This is a genomic window from Pseudomonas sp. FSL R10-1350, assembly GCF_009600525.1.
Lineage (GTDB): Bacteria > Pseudomonadota > Gammaproteobacteria > Pseudomonadales > Pseudomonadaceae > Aquipseudomonas > Aquipseudomonas helleri.
The window spans coordinates 81344-98286 of sequence record NZ_WIVR01000013.1 but is presented as its reverse complement, the minus strand read 5'-3'; the positions used below and the strand labels follow the sequence as shown (position 1 = coordinate 98286).

Here is a 16943-nt window from a genome sequence, read left to right as displayed (position 1 = left end):
GCGCTTGGGCGGCCCGTAGCGGGTTGCGCCCGCTGCGCCGCATGAGCGCGATTGCTGGCAGCGTGTCAGCCGACTCGCTGAATGCACGCCTGCCCCACGCGCAGATGCCGCCCGAACTGGCGGAGCTGGCGATCGCCTTCAACGCCATGCTGGAACGGCTGGATGACTCTTTTCAGCGCCTGTCGGCGTTCTCCGCCGACATTGCCCATGAACTGCGCACGCCGCTGTCCAACGTGCTGACGCACACCCAAGTCACCCTGACCCGGCCGCGAGACATCGAAGCTTACAAAGAGGCGCTTCACAGCAACCTTGAAGAGCTGCAATGGATGGCCCAACTGGTCAACGACATGCTGTACCTGGCCAAAGCCGACCACGGCTTGCTGACCCCGCACCGCGAGCCCCTGGAGCTGGCCAATGAAGTGGATTCGCTACTGGAGTTTTATGCGCTGCTGGCCGAAGACTCACAGATCGAACTGACCCGCGAAGGCCGCGCCCAGATCGCCGGAGACCGCAGCATGTTGCGGCGCGCCCTTTCTAACCTGCTGGATAACGCCTTGCGTTACACACCGACTGGCGGGGCGATCAAGGTGGTGATCAGCGAAGCGGCGGCTGCTGTGCGCATCAGCCTGTCCAACCCCGGCCCCGGGGTCAGTGCCGAATTATTGCCGCGCTTGTTTGACCGTTTTTACCGCGCCGACCCGGCGCGCAGCGAAGGCAGTAGTGAGCATGCAGGGTTGGGGTTGGCCATCACCCAATCGATCATTCGCGCCCATGGCGGGCAGATCAGGTGTGAATCGCAGGAAGGCTGGACACAGTTTGTGATTGAGTTGCCACGCAACACCTGACCCACCCTGTAGGAGCGAGCTCGTCTCGCGATCTTTTGATCTTTAAAAGATCGCGAGGCAAGCTCGCTCCTACAATCAGGAATACCGCAACGCGTGTGCAGGCTCGATCTTGGCCGCGCGGTAGGCCGGGTACAACGTCGCCAGAAAGCTCAACAAAAAGCCCGCGCCGCAGATCAACGCAACGTCACCACCTTGCAGCTCCGACGGCAGGTTGCTGACGAAGTACACGTCCGAGCTGAAAATATGTTGCCCGGAAATCCGCTCGATCCAGCCCACCAGCTCGCTGACATTCAAGGCGGCAATCACGCCCAGTACACCGCCGATCAAGGTGCCGACGATGCCGATTACTGTTCCCTGCACCATGAAAATCGCCATGATCTGACGTGGTGTCGCGCCGATGGTGCGCAAGATCGCGATGTCCGCGCCCTTGTCGTTCACCACCATGATCAAGGTGGCGATGATGTTGAACGCCGCCACGGCGACAATCATCAGCAGCAACAGACCGATCATGGTTTTTTCCATTTTCATGGCGCTGAACAGGCTGCCCTGGGTGTGGGTCCAGTCATCGGCCTTGTAGTCCGCGCCCAGCCCGGCAGCAATTTGCTGCGACACTTTTGGCGCTGCGTACAAGTCTTTGACCGCAAGGCGTACGCTCTGCACCTGGTTTGGCTGCCAATGCTGAATGGTCGCAGCATCGGCCATGTTCACCAGGCCCATCGAACCATCCAGTTCAGCGCCGACCTTGAAGATGCCGACCACGTTCAGGCGCTGCAAGCGTGGAGTAATCCCGCCGGGAGCAGTACTGGCCTCGGGTACGATCAAGGTGATTTTGTCACCGACGCTCAAACGAAAACGCCGCGCCGTGATATCACCCAGCACAACGCCGAACTCGCCCGGCTTAAGGTCTTCAAGTTTGCCCTGCACGATGTGCTTGGCGACGATGGACACCTGCCCTTCCAATGCCGGATCCACACCGCTGATCTGGATCGGTTGCATTGAGCCTTTGTACGACAACATGCCGTCCATCTCGGTAAACGGCACAGCCGCCGTGACTTCCGGGTTTTTCATCGCCGCTTCGGCCACCGGACGCCAGTCATCGATCGGCTTGACGCCAACGATGGTTGCGTGCGGCACCATGCCGAGGATGCGGTTACTCATTTCGCGCTGAAAACCGTTCATCACCGACAACACCACGATCATCGCCAGCACGCCCAGGGCGAGGCCGATCATCGAGGTCATGGAGATAAACGAAACAAAACGATTGCGGCGCTTGGCGCGGGTATAGCGCGTGCCGATAAAAATCGATAACGGTCTGAACATTCGCGGGCACCGTATAAAAATAAAAGGCCCGACGCCGTGATTCAGCGTCGGGCTTGGCCGATCAAATCGCGGTCAGGCGACCTTCTTGAAGGTGCAACACGCGATCCATCTGCCGGGCCAGGTTCATGTCGTGGGTCACCACCAGGAACGCGGTGCGCATCGAGGTGCTGAGTTCCAGCATCAAATCCTGAATGCCTTGGGCGGTGTGCGAGTCGAGGTTACCGGTGGGCTCGTCGAGCATCACCAGCCCCGGCTTGTTCACCAGTGCACGGGCAATTGCCACACGCTGACGTTCACCACCGGACAGCTCGGCGGGCTTGTGCTCCAGCCGATGGCCCAGGCCAACACGAGTCAGCAACGCTGTGGCACGCTCGCGCGCCTCCGGGATCGGGGTTTTGCCGATCAACAGCGGCATGCACACGTTCTCAAGTGCGGTGAACTCCGGCAGCAAGTGGTGGAACTGGTACACAAAGCCCAGCGAGCGGTTACGCAGCAGGCCACGGGCCTTTTCGCCCAGTGCCGACAACTCTTCGCCCGCCAGCCACACGCTACCGGTGGTCGGGGTATCGAGGCCGCCGAGCAGGTTCAGCAAAGTACTTTTACCCGAGCCCGAAGTACCGACAATCGCCACGCGCTCACCCGGGTGCAGCTCTAACTGCAAGCCCGATAACACCACCACCGACTCCGGGCCTTCCTCGTAGGCCTTGCCCAGGTCGCGGCAACTCAACACTGCTTGATCTTTCATGCCCAACTCACTCATAACGAAGCGCCTGCGCAGGCTGGGTGCGCGCAGCACGCCAGGCCGGGTACAAGGTCGCGAGGAAACTCAGAACCAACGCCGCACCGCACACCATCAACACATCCTGCGCCTGCAATTGCGACGGCAGGTAGTCGATGAAGTACACGTCAGCATTGAGAAACTTGTGACCGATCAGGCCTTCGAGGGCCGAGATCGCAGCGCTCACATTCAGCGCGGCAAGGATACCCACCACCGCGCCGATGGCCGTGCCGACCACGCCAATCACCGTGCCCTGCACCATAAAGATGGCCATGATGGTGCCCGGTGTCGCGCCCAAGGTACGCAGAATGGCGATGTCGCCTTTCTTGTCATTGACCACCATCACCAGCGTGGAAATGATGTTGAACGCAGCTACGGCCACGATCAGCAACAGCAGCAGGCCGATCATGGCTTTTTCCATGCGGATGGCCTGGTACAGGTTGCCGTGGGTACGGGTCCAGTCACGGGCGTAATAGCTGTCACCCAAATGCTGGGCGATTTCCCACGCGCCGCGCGGGGCCTCGAACAAATCACCGAACTTGAGGCGCAAGCCCTGTACCTGGTCAGGCTTCCAGCGCTGCATGCGCGCCAGGTCCTGCAAATTGGTCAGACCGAGGTAGCCGTCGATCTCGCCCGCGCCGACATGGAAAATGCCCTGCACGGTGAAGCGTTTCATGCGCGGGAACATGCCGGCCGGGGTCACAGACACTTCCGGGGCCACGAAGGTCAGCTTGTCGCCCACACCCACGCCCAGCGCTTTGGCGGCCTTGTCACCAATAATGATGCCGAAGCTGCCGGGGGTCAGGGAGTCGAGCTGCCCCTCCTGCATGAAGTGATCGATGATCGAGACTTTGCGCTCCTGCACCGGGTCGATAGCATTGAGCAGCACTTTCTGCACATTGCCATCGTGGGTCAGCAACCCCTGCATCTGGGTGAACGGCGCAACCGCCTCCACTTTCGGGTTTTGCTGGACCTTGGCGGCCAGGCTTTGCCAGTCTGTGATCGGTTGATCGCCGACGATGGTCGCGTGGGGCACCATGCCCAGCACGCGGGTGCGCATCTCATGATCGAAGCCGTTCATCACCGAAAGCACGACAATCATCACGACCACGCCAAGGGCGAGCCCGATCATTGAAGTCAGGGAAATGAACGACACAAAATGATTGCGACGCTTTGCACGGGTATAACGCGTGCCAATAAATACGAAGAGAGGTCTGAACATGTCGGGGCTTGTTCTGGGGAAAAGAAGGCGTCCTTGTGGCGGGGCCTGATAAGCAGCTTTACACTCTGACCACAGCCGCCATCATGGGTTCGCCATGTCGACATTAGATGAAGCAAATCGCCGCGAATACTACCGTATCGAGGATGTGATCGCACTGGAAATCACCCCACTGTCGGCCGCCGAGGTCGACAGCGGTAAAGTGTTGCAGGATGCATCTCCGCTCTTCAATTTGCTCAGTGAACTGCACCTCAGCGAATTCGAGTCCCAACACCTGTTGCGCCAGATCAGCGAGCGCGACCGCACGCTGTCCAGCTACCTTAAAACCCTGAACAAACGCGTCGATCTGCTCAGCCAGATCGTCGCGCAAACGGTGCTGGGTAAGGTCGGCGAACTGCAACCGGTCACGCTGTCCGAAGGCGGTATCGACTTTCACCACCCGCAGGCGTACCCGGTTGATAGCCATGTATCGGTCAAGCTGGTGTTGATGCCGCAAGCCTTGGGGTTGTTGCTGCGCGCCCGGATCGTTGAATGCCGGGCCGACGCCGGGCGTTTTTGGATAGCAACAGAATTTGAAGCACTGAGCGAAACCCAGCGCCAATTGCTGGCACGCCATATTTTGCAAAAACAGGCTCAGGCGCGGCGACTGGCGCGCGACTTAGACGATCCAACGACCGAGTAAGCCCTCAACGGGCTCTCTGTAGACGCAGTGAATGCTGCATAAAGGAGCAATTGTGACCCTGATTTATGGCCATCGCGGCGCCAAAGGCGAAGCACCGGAAAACACCCTTGCCAGCTTTGAGCAATGCCTCAAGCACGGCGTTCGTCGTTGCGAACTGGATTTGCACTTGTCCAAAGATGGCGAGTTGATGGTGATCCACGACCCGACCCTCAAACGCACCACCGACCGACGCGGCAAGGTGATTGAACAGACCGCTGCCGACCTGGTGACCTATGACGCACGCAAAGGCGGCCCGGGCTGGGTACATCCGTGCCCGATCCCGCGTCTGGAAGAACTGTTTGAAAAGTGCAACTTTGAGCACTGGCAACTGGAAGTCAAAAGCGCCTCGCGCACCCGCGCTGCCACCACCGTGCTGGCGATCCGCGAAATGGCTGAACGCCATGGCCTGATGGACAAAGTCACCGTCACCTCCAGCTCGCGAGAAGTGCTCAAGGCCGCGTTGGAGCTGACCCCGGACCTGTCACGCGGCCTGGTAGCCGAGTACGCCTGGCTCGACCCTCTGAAGGTCGCCCAGAATTACGGTTGCGAGATGCTGGCGTTGAACTGGACACTCTGCACGCCTGAACGTCTGGCCAAAGCTCAGCGCCAGGGGTTGCATGTGTCGGTGTGGACAGTCAACGAGCCTGCACTGATGCGCAGACTCGCTGATTTCGGCGTCGACAGCCTGATTACAGACTTTCCCGGTTTGGCCACTGCCACCCTTGGGAATGGCTGAAATCGGTCTCCCCGACCGGCTCAGGCCACCGGCCGGAGCCGCTTAAAAAAGCCGGTTGAGGCCATCGTAAGCGGCTACCCGATAGGCTTCGGCCATGGTCGGGTAGTTGAACGTGGTGTTCACGAAGTACTTCAGGGTGTTCAGTTCGCCCGGCTGGTTCATGATCGCCTGACCGATATGCACGATCTCTGAAGCCTGATAACCGAAGCAGTGAACGCCCAGCACTTCAAGGGTTTCGCGATGGAACAGGATTTTCAGCATGCCCTGAGGCTCGCCGGCAATCTGTGCACGCGCCATGCTCTTGAAGAACGCCTTGCCCACTTCGTACGGTACTTTGGCCTGGGTCAGCTCCTGCTCGTTCTTGCCGATCGAGCTGATCTCCGGAATGGTGTAAATACCGGTCGGCACGTCGTTGACGAAGCGCCAGCTGCCATTGTCGACAATGCTGCCGGCGGCTGAACGGCCCTGGTCGTGAGCGGCACTGGCCAGGCTTGGCCAGCCGATCACATCGCCTGCGGCGTAGATGTTCGGCACGTCGGTGCGGTAGTTTTCATCCACATGCACCTGGCCACGGCCATTGGCCTTGAGGCCGACGTTTTCCAGGCCCAGTTGGTCGGTGTTACCGGTACGGCCGTTGCACCAGAGCAAGGCGTCTGCCTTGATCTTTTTGCCGGACTTGAGGTGCAGGATCACACCGTTTTCAACACCTTCAACCCGCTCGTACTCTTCATTGTGGCGAACAGTCACGTTGTTGTTGCTGAAGTGGTAGCTCAAGGCCTGGGAGATTTCGGCGTCGAGGAAGCTGAGCAATTGCCCACGGTTGTCGACCAGCTCAACCAGCACACCCAAGCCACTGAAAATCGAAGCGTATTCGCAACCGATCACGCCAGCGCCGTAAATGATCAACTTGCGCGGGGTGTGGCCCAGGCTGAGGATGGTGTCGCTATCGTAGATACGCGAGTGGGTGAAATCGATATCGGCCGGGCGATAAGGACGCGAGCCGGTGGCGATAATGATTTGCTTGGCGATCAGGGTTTCAACCACGCCGTTAGGGCATACCACCTGAATGGACTGTTCGTCGTTGAAGCTGCCGATACCGAAGAACAGGTCAACGCGGTTGCGCGCGTAGTAACCGGTGCGCGAAGCCACTTGCTTGGAAATGACTTTTTCAGCGCTTTTAAGCACGTCCGGGAACGAGAACCAACGCGGCTCACCAATGGCCCGGAACATCGGGTTGGTGTTGAACTGCATGATCTGGCGAACCGAGTGACGCAAGGCTTTGGACGGGATCGTGCCCAAGTGCGTGCAGTTGCCGCCGACCTGGCGCCGGCTGTCGACCATTGCTACCTTGCGCCCTGCTTTAGCGGCGTTCATTGCCGCGCCTTCTCCTGCAGGGCCAGAGCCCAGTACCACTACATCGTAGTTGTAGACAGCCATGCGTACTCCTCAGAACAGGCCGTGGCACCGCTTTGGGCACCTACGGCTAAATCATGTCGCGGCCAGCGCCATGAAGGATCAAAACGTGGGGCACAGTCTATAGAAGCCTGACCGCGGCGAACATTAACCCTTGGTCTTGTCGTAGGCTAATTTTGTCTGCACTACATCACCGTTTGCATTTCACCCTCATGTCAGCCTCGCCAAAAGCAGCCCTCGCTGTAAAACGCGAGAGCTGTGATGCACGTAATGTTGCGTTCATCTTGTGCGCTAAAGATCATCAAAAGACCAAAATCCGCCGGAGCATCTCGCTCACCCCGCCAGGATTAATTAAAAAAAATCGCTAGCCTTTGCAGGCCCAAAGCCCTTGAATCCGACGCGCAACAGCAACAAAAGTTGCCTGGACGGCTTGATACACATATCGTTACAAAACTGTTTTGTACAACGGCGTGCGCCTTGATCTTGCAGTGTGGACAAGCAACAAACATGGATTACGCATAAAACAGATAACAGCGGGTGATTTCTGATGGCCTCCAGTACAGGCAAAGGCAAAGCGATTTTTCGCGTTGTCAGCGGCAACTTTCTCGAAATGTTCGACTTCATGGTCTTTGGCTTTTACGCCACGGCCATTGCCAAAACCTTCTTCCCCAGCGACAGCGCTTTCGCATCCTTAATGCTTGCCCTGGCGACCTTCGGCGCCGGTTTCCTGATGCGTCCATTGGGCGCTATTTTTCTGGGCGCCTACATCGACCGCCACGGCCGTCGTAAAGGCTTGATCATTACCCTGGCTCTGATGGCCATGGGCACCGTACTGATTGCCTGCGTACCGGGTTATGCCACCCTGGGCGTCGCGGCACCGCTGCTGGTGCTGCTTGGCCGTCTGTTGCAAGGTTTCTCGGCGGGCGTGGAGCTGGGCGGCGTATCGGTATACCTGGCAGAAATCGCCACACCGGGCCGCAAAGGCTTCTTCGTGAGCTGGCAGTCCGCGAGCCAACAGGCTGCGGTGGTTTTCGCAGGTTTGATGGGCGTAGGTTTGAACCACTGGCTGAGCCCGGAAGACATGGGTGACTGGGGCTGGCGGATTCCGTTTTTGATCGGCTGCATGATCGTGCCGGTGATCTTTGTCATCCGTAAGTCCATGGAAGAAACACCGGAGTTCGAAGCCCGCAAACATCGCCCTACCCTGCGTGAAATCATCACCTCCATCGGCCAGAACTTTGGCCTGGTACTGGGCGGTATGGCGCTGGTGGTGATGACCACTGTGTCTTTCTACCTCATCACCGCCTACACCCCGACCTTCGGCAAGACCGAGCTGCACCTGTCAGATCTTGAAGCGCTGCTGGTGACGGTCTGTATTGGCCTGTCGAACTTTATCTGGCTGCCGATCATGGGCGCACTGTCTGACAAAATCGGTCGCCGGCCGCTGCTGCTGGGCGCAACCATTCTTGCCATCCTCACCGCCTATCCGGCCTTGTCCTGGCTGGTGGTCAACCCGAGCTTCAGCCACTTGCTGATCGTGGAGTTGTGGTTGTCGTTCCTGTACGGCTCGTACAACGGTGCGATGGTGGTTGCCCTGACCGAAATCATGCCCGCAGAAGTGCGCACCACAGGCTTCTCACTGGCTTACAGCTTGGCAACTGCGACCTTCGGGGGCTTTACCCCGGCCGCATGTACCTACTTGATCCACGCCCTGGACAACAAAGCAGCGCCCGGCCTGTGGCTCACCGGTGCAGCCGTATTGGGCCTGATTGCCACCGTGGCGCTGTTTCGCGGTAACAAGCATCAGTTGCGCGTAGCGCAAGCGGCTTAAGCGGACCTGCGCCTATCTGTAGGAGTGAGCTTGCCTCGCGATCTTTTGATCGTTTAAAAGATCGCGAGACAAGCTCGCTCCTACAGGTTTTTAAATGCCGCACACAAAAACGCCCCGAACCAGTCGGGGCGTTTTTAGTTGCAGCGAGTGCTTAGCGCGGGAACGCTGGCGGGTTAACCCCGGCCATGTCTTCCATCACGCGCACTACCTGGCAGCTGTAACCGAATTCGTTGTCGTACCACACGTACAGCACAACGCGGTTGTCATTGCAGATAGTCGCTTCAGCATCCACCACACCGGCGTGACGCGAACCCACGAAGTCAGTCGATACCACTTCCTGGGAGCTCACGAAGTCGATTTGCTTGTGCAGATCGGAGTGCAGCGCCATGTGACGCAGGTAGTCGTTCATTTCTTCGCGGGTAGCCGGCTTCTCAAGGTTCAGGTTGAGAATGGCCATCGACACGTTTGGCGTCGGAACGCGGATCGCGTTACCGGTCAGCTTGCCAGCCAGCTCAGGCAATGCCTTGGCAGCAGCTGTCGCAGCACCGGTCTCGGTGATAACCATGTTCAGCGCGGCGCTACGGCCACGGCGATCGCCTTTGTGGAAGTTGTCGATCAGGTTCTGGTCGTTGGTGTACGAGTGAACAGTCTCAACGTGACCGTTGACGATACCGAACTTGTCGTTGACAGCCTTGAGCACCGGCACGATGGCGTTGGTGGTGCAGGATGCCGCCGAAACGATCTTGTCGTCTGCGGTGATTTCGCCGTGGTTGATGCCGTGAACGATGTTCTTCAGCTTGCCTTTACCCGGCGCAGTCAGAACAACGCGGTCGATACCCGGGCACTGCAAGTGCTGACCCAGGCCGTCGGCGTCACGCCATACACCGGTGTTGTCCACCAGCAGGGCGTTCTGAATGCCGTACTGGGTGTAGTCCACCTCAGTCGGGTTCTTCGCGTAAATCACCTGGATCAGGTTACCGTTGGCGGTGATGGTGTTGTTTTCTTCATCGACCACGATGGTGCCGTCGAACGGACCATGTACCGAGTCACGACGCAGCAGGCTGGCGCGCTTGACCAGATCATTTTCGGCGCCTTTGCGCACAACGATGGCACGCAGACGCAGGCCGTCGCCGCCACCGGTTTTTTCGATCAGGATACGGGCCAGCAGACGGCCGATACGACCGAAGCCGTACAGCACAACGTCAGTGCCTTTACGTGCAGAAGCGTTTTGCTGACCAACCACATCGGCCAGTTCTTCGCGAACGAACTGCTCGGCCGTACGGCCATTGCCTTCAGCCTTGAACTTGACTGCCAGCTTGCCCAGATCTACCGACGCGGCGCCGAGCTTGAGCTCGCTCATCGCTTTGAGCAGCGGGAAAGTTTCGTGCACGGACAATTCGCTGTCATCGGACTGGCGATGACGGGCAAAGCGGTGCGCTTTGAGAATCGCAATGACTGAACGGTTGATCAGGCTGCGGCCATAGATCGAACTCACCACATTGTTATTGCGGTAAAGCTGACCGATGAGCGGAATCATCGCTTCTGCGAGTGCTTCACGGTCGATCCATTCACCAAGACACTGGTCGGGCTTCTGAGTCACGGGAACCTTCCACATGTAGGGGCTGAAAAAAGGGGCTACATTATGCAGTTGTGTCCATACATGGGCAATGCACGCCTGTCACACACCTCAACTGAAACGTTTAAGCACCAACAAATAAAGGTAAATAATTTTCTAACAATGGGCTTTTTTGCGGCTTCAAGCCGTGCTGCAACGCCCTCCGGCCCAATGTTTTACGCCTTGAAGCGGTGAATTCAAGACTCCATTAAAGACGGCAACTGACAGCCATCCCCTTGGCCGTTACACTTAGCCTCTTTGCCGCAACGCTTGGAGCTCAACCTTCCGTGCCCGTCCTGCGTCTACCCAAACTCCCTGCTACGGCAGGTAAACAGCACTGGAGCAATCTGCCCGGTGCTGCCCTGAGCCTCGCCATTGCCGAGGCCGCCAGCGCCGCCAAGCGCTTCACCCTGCTCCTGACTGCCGACAGCCAAAGTGCTGAACGCCTTGAGCAGGAATTACGCTTTTTCGCCCCCGAACTGCCGGTGTTGCATTTCCCCGACTGGGAAACCCTGCCCTACGACTTGTTCTCGCCGCATCAGGACATCATTTCCCAGCGCATTGCCAGCCTTTACAGGCTGCCAGAGCTGGACCACGGTGTTTTGGTAGTGCCGATCACTACCGCCCTACATCGCCTGGCGCCGACCAAGTTCCTGCTGGGCAGCAGCCTGGTGCTGGACGTGGGGCAAAAGCTTGATGTCGAGCAAATGCGCACGCGCCTTGAGGCCAGTGGTTATCGCTGCGTTGACACGGTGTATGAGCATGGCGAGTTCGCCGTGCGCGGTGCGTTGATCGACCTGTTCCCGATGGGCAGCAAACTGCCGTACCGGATCGATCTGTTCGACGATGAAATCGAGACCCTGCGCACCTTCGATCCGGAGACCCAGCGCTCCATCGACAAAGTGGAGTCGGTGCGCTTGCTGCCGGCCCGCGAGTTCCCGCTGCAAAAAGACGCCGTGACCCGATTCAAGGCGCGTTTTCGCGAGCGCTTCGATGTCGACTTCCGTCGCTGCCCGATCTTTCAAGACCTGACCAGCGGGATCACCCCGGCGGGGATCGAGTATTACCTGCCGCTGTTTTTCGACGAAACCTCGACGCTGTTCGACTACCTGCCGGGGGACACGCAAGTGTTCTCGCTGCCGGGTATCGAGCAGGCGGCAGAGAACTTCTGGTCAGATGTGCGCAACCGCTACGAAGAACGCCGCATTGATCCGTCGCGCCCTTTGCTGCCCCCGGCCGAACTGTTCCTGCCGGTTGAAGACTGCTTTGCCCGGCTTAAAAGCTGGCCACGCGTGGTCGCCAGCCAGGACGACATCGACGCTGGCAGTGGCCGCGAACGCTTCCCGGCGCAACCGCTGCCGAACCTGGCCATTGAAGCCAAGGCCAACCAGCCGTTGGCGGCGTTGTCCGGCTTCCTCGAGCAATTTGATGGCCGCGTGCTGTTCACCGCCGAATCGGCCGGGCGCCGCGAAGTGCTGCTCGAACTGCTCGAACGCCTGAAGCTGCGGCCGAAAAACGTCGACAACTGGCCTGACTTTGTCGCCAGCAAACACCGCCTGGCGATCACCATCGCCCCGCTGGATGAAGGCTTGCTGCTGGATGAACCGGCCCTGGCGCTGATCGCCGAAAGCCCGCTGTTCGGGCAACGCGTCATGCAACGTCGACGCCGTGAAAAACGCGCCGACGCCAACAACGACGCAGTGATCAAAAACCTCACCGAACTGCGCGAAGGCGCGCCGGTGGTGCACATTGACCACGGCGTGGGGCGTTATCAGGGGCTGGCGACGCTGGAAGTCGACAATCAGGTCGCCGAATTCCTTACTCTGGAATACGCCGAGGGCGCCAAGCTGTACGTGCCGGTAGCCAACCTGCACCTGATTGCCCGCTACACCGGCAGCGATGACGAACTGGCGCCGCTGCACCGCCTGGGCTCCGAGACCTGGCAAAAAGCCAAACGCAAAGCCGCCGAACAAGTGCGTGACGTGGCCGCCGAGTTGCTCGACATCTACGCCCGCCGCGCCGCCCGCGAAGGCCATGCGTTTGCCGACCCGAAGGCCGATTACGCCACCTTCAGTACCGGCTTCCCGTTTGAAGAAACCCCGGACCAGCAAACCACCATCGAGGCCGTGCGCGCCGACATGTTGTCGCCCAAGCCGATGGACCGTCTGGTGTGTGGCGACGTGGGCTTCGGTAAAACCGAAGTGGCCATGCGCGCGGCCTTTATTGCCGTGCACGGCGGCCGTCAGGTGGCGATTCTGGTGCCAACCACCCTGCTCGCCCAACAGCACTACAACAGCTTCCGCGACCGCTTTGCCGACTGGCCGGTGCGTGTTGAAGTGATGAGCCGCTTCAAGTCCGCCAAAGAGATCAACCAGGCCGTGGCCGACCTGGCCGAAGGCAAGATCGACATCGTGATCGGCACGCACAAGCTGCTGCAGGACGACGTCAAAATCAAAAACCTGGGGCTGGTGATCATCGACGAAGAACACCGCTTCGGGGTGCGTCAAAAAGAACAGCTCAAGGCCCTGCGCAGCGAAGTCGACATTCTGACCCTCACTGCCACGCCGATCCCGCGCACACTGAACATGGCGGTGTCGGGCATGCGTGACCTGTCGATCATCGCCACGCCACCGGCGCGCCGGCTGTCGGTGCGCACCTTCGTCATGGAGCAAAACAACAGCACGGTCAAAGAGGCTCTGCTGCGTGAATTGCTCCGTGGTGGCCAGGTGTACTACCTGCACAACGACGTTAAGAGCATCGAAAAATGTGCCGCCGAACTGGCAGCCCTGGTGCCCGAGGCGCGGATCGGCATCGGCCACGGGCAGATGCGTGAAAGCGAACTCGAACAGGTGATGAGCGACTTCTATCACAAGCGCTTTAACGTGCTGATCGCGTCGACCATCATCGAAACCGGTATCGACGTGCCGAGCGCCAACACCATCATCATCGAGCGCGCAGACAAATTCGGCCTGGCGCAGTTGCACCAATTACGCGGCCGTGTCGGGCGCAGTCACCACCAGGCCTACGCCTACCTGTTGACGCCACCGCGCCAGCAAATCACCGGCGACGCACAAAAGCGCCTCGAAGCCATCGCCAACACCCAGGACCTGGGCGCCGGTTTTGTTCTGGCCACCAACGACCTGGAAATCCGTGGTGCGGGCGAGCTGCTCGGCGACGGCCAAAGCGGCCAGATCCAGGCGGTCGGTTTTACCCTGTACATGGAAATGCTCGAGCGCGCGGTCAAGTCGATTCGCAAGGGCGAGCAGCCTAACCTTGAGCAGCCGCTGGGCGGCGGGCCTGAAATCAACCTGCGCGTGCCCGCACTGATCCCGGAGTCGTACTTGCCAGATGTACATGCGCGCCTGATCCTCTACAAGCGCATTGCCTCGGCCACCGACGAAGACGGCCTCAAGGACTTGCAGGTCGAGATGATCGACCGCTTTGGCCTGCTCCCGGAGCCGACGAAGAACCTGGTGCGCATTACCCTGCTTAAATTGCAGGCCGAACAACTGGGCATCAAGAAGATCGACGCTGGGCCACAAGGCGGTCGTGTCGAATTTGCCTCCGACACACCGGTTGATCCGCTGACCTTGATCAAACTGATCCAAAGCCAGCCCAACCGCTATAAATTCGAAGGCGCCACGCTGTTTAAATTTATGGTGCCGATGGAACGCCCGGACGAACGCTTCAATGTCATCGAGGCCCTCCTGGAGCGCCTCACGCCGAAGTCGTCGTAATGGGACCTGCGCAATGAAACGCCCATGCCCCCGAACCTGAACCCGCGACTGACCAAGCCGCTCGCACCGACTTGGGTCAGTCGTTTCAAAGAACAAAGCCTGGAGCGTGGCCGCCGCTACGCCCGGGAAAACCGTGTCAGAATCGCGCAGATCGGCGACAGCCTGATCACGGCCAGTTGCCAGGGTTCGGGGGACAACACCTATCGCCAGACCATACAGTTACGCGAATCCGCCAAAGGCACCCTGCTGCTGGTGAGCGCGAACTGTACGTGCCCTGTACGCACTAACTGCAAGCACACCGCTGCCGTTTTACTGAAGATTGAAGACACCTTGAACTACCCCGCTGCTGCCCAGGACGCTGAGCTTCTGGAAAAACTCCAGGCCGTACTCGACTCGCGCCGCCCCAACAACCTCCCAGAAGTGCTGAGTGAAGACGTGCAGCCTACGCCACGCCTGTGGCTGGCCAGCGCCGAATTCAGCGCCTTCGAACCGCGCAACGGGAAAATGCAGCGCTACACCCAGCACCGCGCCGCGCTGTCATTCAATTACCTGGATCACTACGCCAGCGGGCACAAAGCCGCAGATATCCTGATACGCCAGGAGCACCAAACCCTGCGCATCAAACGCCAGCCCGAGGCCGAAAACGCCTTTCGCGAGCAGTTGCGCGAGCTGGGCTTCAAAATCGCTACCCGCCAGAGCAAAGCCCTGCCGGAGAGCGCCGGCGAACTGTTTGAGATGGTCAACGACAGCGCCTGGCTCAACTTCACCCTGAACCAGATGCCCGGCCTGCGCGAGCAAGGCTGGGAGCTACAGATTGACGAAGATTTCGGCTTTGACCTGTCGCCGATCGAAGACTGGTACGCCAACGTCGACGAAGCCCCGGAGCACGACTGGTTCGACCTGGAGCTGGGGATCATCGTCAACGGCCAGCGCCTGAGCTTGCTGCCGATTCTGCTGAACCTGATGCGCTCGCACACCGACATCCTCAGCCCCGAAAAGCTCGCCCGACGTCGCGACGACGAACTGATTCTGGTGAATATCCCGGCCACGCCCAACAGCGGCCACGGCCCACTGCAAGTTGCGCTGCCCTATGGCCGCCTGAAACCGGTGCTGGCGACCCTCGACGAGTTCTATCTGGGTGAGCCGGGCGCCACCGCATTGCGCATCAAAAGTGCTGACGCCCCGCGCCTTAATGCACTGGACGCCATGCCGTTGCGCTGGGAAGGCGGCGAGCACATCCGTGGTTTTGCCCAACGCCTGCGCGACATCAAAGACTTCAGCGTCGACGCCCCCGAAGGACTCAATGCCAACCTGCGCCCCTATCAGCTGGAGGGACTGAGCTGGATGCAGTCACTGCGCCAGCTTGAAGTCGGCGGCATTCTTGCGGACGACATGGGCCTGGGCAAAACCCTGCAAACACTGGCGCATGCTCTTTGCGAGAAAAATGCCGGACGCCTCGACCGCCCGGCCATGGTCGTAATGCCCACCAGTCTGATCCCCAACTGGCTGGATGAAGCTGCGCATTTCACCCCGCAACTCAAAGTGCTGGCACTGGTGGGCGCAACGCGCAAAAAACACTTCGATCACCTGAACGACTACGACCTGATCCTCACCACCTACGCACTGCTGCCCAAAGACAGTGAGCAGTTGGCCAAATTAGCGCTGCACGTATTGATCCTCGATGAAGCGCAGTACATCAAGAATCCCAGTAGCAAGGCGTCACTGGCTGCCTGCGAGCTGGTGGCCCGCCAGCGCCTGTGCCTGAGCGGCACGCCGCTGGAAAACCACTTGGGCGAGCTATGGTCACTGTTTCACTTCCTGCTCCCCGGCTGGCTGGGCGACATGAAAACCTTCAACCACAACTACCGGGTGCCGATTGAACGTCAGGGCAACGACGAGCGCTTGCAGCACTTGAATGCCCGGATAAAACCGTTTTTGTTGCGTCGCACCAAAGAACAAGTTGCCACTGAGCTGCCGCCGAAAACCGAGATCATCCATTGGGTCGACCTCAACGAGGCCCAGCGCGACGTGTACGAAACCATGCGCCTGGCGATGGATAAAAAGGTCCGCGACGAAATCACCCGCAAAGGCGTAGGCCGTAGCCAGATCATCATTCTCGAAGCGCTGCTCAAACTGCGCCAGGTGTGCTGCGACCTGCGCCTGGTCAGCAACACACCACCGAAAAAAGGCAGCACCTCGGGCAAGCTGGACAGCTTGATGACCATGCTTGAAGAACTGTTTGCCGAAGGTCGGCGCATCCTGTTGTTTTCTCAGTTCACCTCGATGCTGGAACTGATCGAAGCCGAACTGAAGAAACGCAACATCCGCTACGCCCTGCTCACTGGGCAAACCCGCGACCGACGTGCGCCGGTCAAGGACTTCCAGAGCGGCAAGCTGCAGATCTTCCTGATCAGCCTCAAGGCGGGCGGCGTAGGCTTGAACCTGACTGAAGCCGACACCGTGATCCACTACGACCCGTGGTGGAACCCGGCCGCCGAAAACCAGGCCACCGACCGCGCCTATCGCATTGGCCAGGAAAAACCGGTGTTTGTGTACAAGATGATTGCCCGCGGCACCGTGGAAGAGAAAATCCAGCACCTGCAGCAGGAAAAATCAGATTTGGCGGCAGGCGTACTGGATGGACGCATCGCCGGAGACTGGAAACTGCAAGACGACGACATCGACGCCCTGTTTGCGCCATTGCCGCCTAAAAACGAAAAACGCTAAA

General features: G+C 59.3%; 11 protein-coding genes. 6 read left to right on the top strand and 5 right to left on the bottom strand.

Annotated features, from left to right (window positions below):
• A partial coding sequence (locus GHO25_RS09100) for a heavy metal sensor histidine kinase (RefSeq protein ID WP_153390623.1) occupies nucleotides 1-845 on the top strand: 845 nt, incomplete at its 5' end.
• A 75-nt stretch (nucleotides 846-920) separates the two neighbouring features.
• On the opposite strand, the gene GHO25_RS09095 is transcribed toward GHO25_RS09100, so the two are convergent.
• The 3 genes from GHO25_RS09095 to GHO25_RS09085 form a co-directional block, all read right to left on the bottom strand.
• Nucleotides 921-2165: a lipoprotein-releasing ABC transporter permease subunit gene (locus GHO25_RS09095; protein ID WP_048389308.1), complete on the bottom strand. Its 1245-nt coding sequence runs from the start codon at nucleotides 2163-2165 to the stop codon at nucleotides 921-923.
• 61 nt (nucleotides 2166-2226) lie between these two features.
• Nucleotides 2227-2910 (bottom strand): lipoprotein-releasing ABC transporter ATP-binding protein LolD, encoded by a 684-nt coding sequence (lolD, locus tag GHO25_RS09090; RefSeq protein WP_162207681.1) that lies wholly within the window; start codon nucleotides 2908-2910, stop codon nucleotides 2227-2229.
• Nucleotides 2911-2917: 7 nt separating this feature from the next.
• Nucleotides 2918-4165 (bottom strand): lipoprotein-releasing ABC transporter permease subunit, encoded by a 1248-nt coding sequence (locus tag GHO25_RS09085; RefSeq protein ID WP_048368697.1) that lies wholly within the window; start codon nucleotides 4163-4165, stop codon nucleotides 2918-2920.
• A gap of 94 nt (nucleotides 4166-4259) precedes the next feature.
• On the opposite strand from GHO25_RS09085, the gene GHO25_RS09080 reads away from it, so the two are divergent.
• Nucleotides 4260-4844 (top strand): PilZ domain-containing protein, encoded by a 585-nt coding sequence (locus GHO25_RS09080; protein ID WP_153390622.1) that lies wholly within the window; start codon nucleotides 4260-4262, stop codon nucleotides 4842-4844.
• A 52-nt stretch (nucleotides 4845-4896) separates the two neighbouring features.
• Nucleotides 4897-5619, top strand: coding sequence for a glycerophosphodiester phosphodiesterase (locus tag GHO25_RS09075; RefSeq protein WP_048368699.1), 723 nt, complete (start codon nucleotides 4897-4899; stop codon nucleotides 5617-5619).
• 42 nt (nucleotides 5620-5661) lie between these two features.
• On the opposite strand, the gene sthA is transcribed toward GHO25_RS09075, so the two are convergent.
• Complete coding sequence (gene sthA, locus GHO25_RS09070) at nucleotides 5662-7056, bottom strand: Si-specific NAD(P)(+) transhydrogenase (protein WP_048389312.1); 1395 nt, start codon at nucleotides 7054-7056, stop codon at nucleotides 5662-5664.
• Between the two features lie 523 nt (nucleotides 7057-7579).
• On the opposite strand from sthA, the gene GHO25_RS09065 reads away from it, so the two are divergent.
• Nucleotides 7580-8863, top strand: a complete 1284-nt coding sequence (locus GHO25_RS09065) for an MFS transporter (RefSeq protein ID WP_153390621.1) — start codon at nucleotides 7580-7582, stop codon at nucleotides 8861-8863.
• 151 nt (nucleotides 8864-9014) lie between these two features.
• Here the strand turns inward: GHO25_RS09065 and GHO25_RS09060 are convergent, their stop codons facing one another.
• Nucleotides 9015-10478: a glyceraldehyde-3-phosphate dehydrogenase gene (locus GHO25_RS09060; protein WP_153334247.1), complete on the bottom strand. Its 1464-nt coding sequence runs from the start codon at nucleotides 10476-10478 to the stop codon at nucleotides 9015-9017.
• 287 nt (nucleotides 10479-10765) lie between these two features.
• Here GHO25_RS09060 and mfd point away from each other — a divergent pair, with 287 nt between their 5' ends.
• Nucleotides 10766-14215, top strand: coding sequence for a transcription-repair coupling factor (mfd, locus tag GHO25_RS09055; RefSeq protein WP_178110037.1), 3450 nt, complete (start codon nucleotides 10766-10768; stop codon nucleotides 14213-14215).
• Nucleotides 14216-14239: 24 nt separating this feature from the next.
• Nucleotides 14240-16942: a DEAD/DEAH box helicase gene (locus GHO25_RS09050; RefSeq protein WP_153390619.1), complete on the top strand. Its 2703-nt coding sequence runs from the start codon at nucleotides 14240-14242 to the stop codon at nucleotides 16940-16942.
• Nucleotide 16943 lies beyond the last annotated feature (1 nt).

Excerpts from the sequence above, each read along its gene's own strand:
- GHO25_RS09095 (WP_048389308.1), bottom strand. The coding sequence starts at position 2,165 with ATGTTCAGACCGTTATCGATTTTTATCGGCACGCGCTATACCCGCGCC.
- lolD (WP_162207681.1), bottom strand. The coding sequence starts at position 2,910 with ATGAAAGATCAAGCAGTGTTGAGTTGCCGCGACCTGGGCAAGGCCTAC.
- GHO25_RS09085 (WP_048368697.1), bottom strand. The coding sequence starts at position 4,165 with ATGTTCAGACCTCTCTTCGTATTTATTGGCACGCGTTATACCCGTGCA.
- GHO25_RS09080 (WP_153390622.1), top strand. The coding sequence starts at position 4,260 with ATGTCGACATTAGATGAAGCAAATCGCCGCGAATACTACCGTATCGAG.
- sthA (WP_048389312.1), bottom strand. The coding sequence starts at position 7,056 with ATGGCTGTCTACAACTACGATGTAGTGGTACTGGGCTCTGGCCCTGCA.
- GHO25_RS09065 (WP_153390621.1), top strand. The coding sequence starts at position 7,580 with ATGGCCTCCAGTACAGGCAAAGGCAAAGCGATTTTTCGCGTTGTCAGC.
- GHO25_RS09060 (WP_153334247.1), bottom strand. The coding sequence starts at position 10,478 with ATGTGGAAGGTTCCCGTGACTCAGAAGCCCGACCAGTGTCTTGGTGAA.
- GHO25_RS09050 (WP_153390619.1), top strand. The coding sequence starts at position 14,240 with ATGCCCCCGAACCTGAACCCGCGACTGACCAAGCCGCTCGCACCGACT.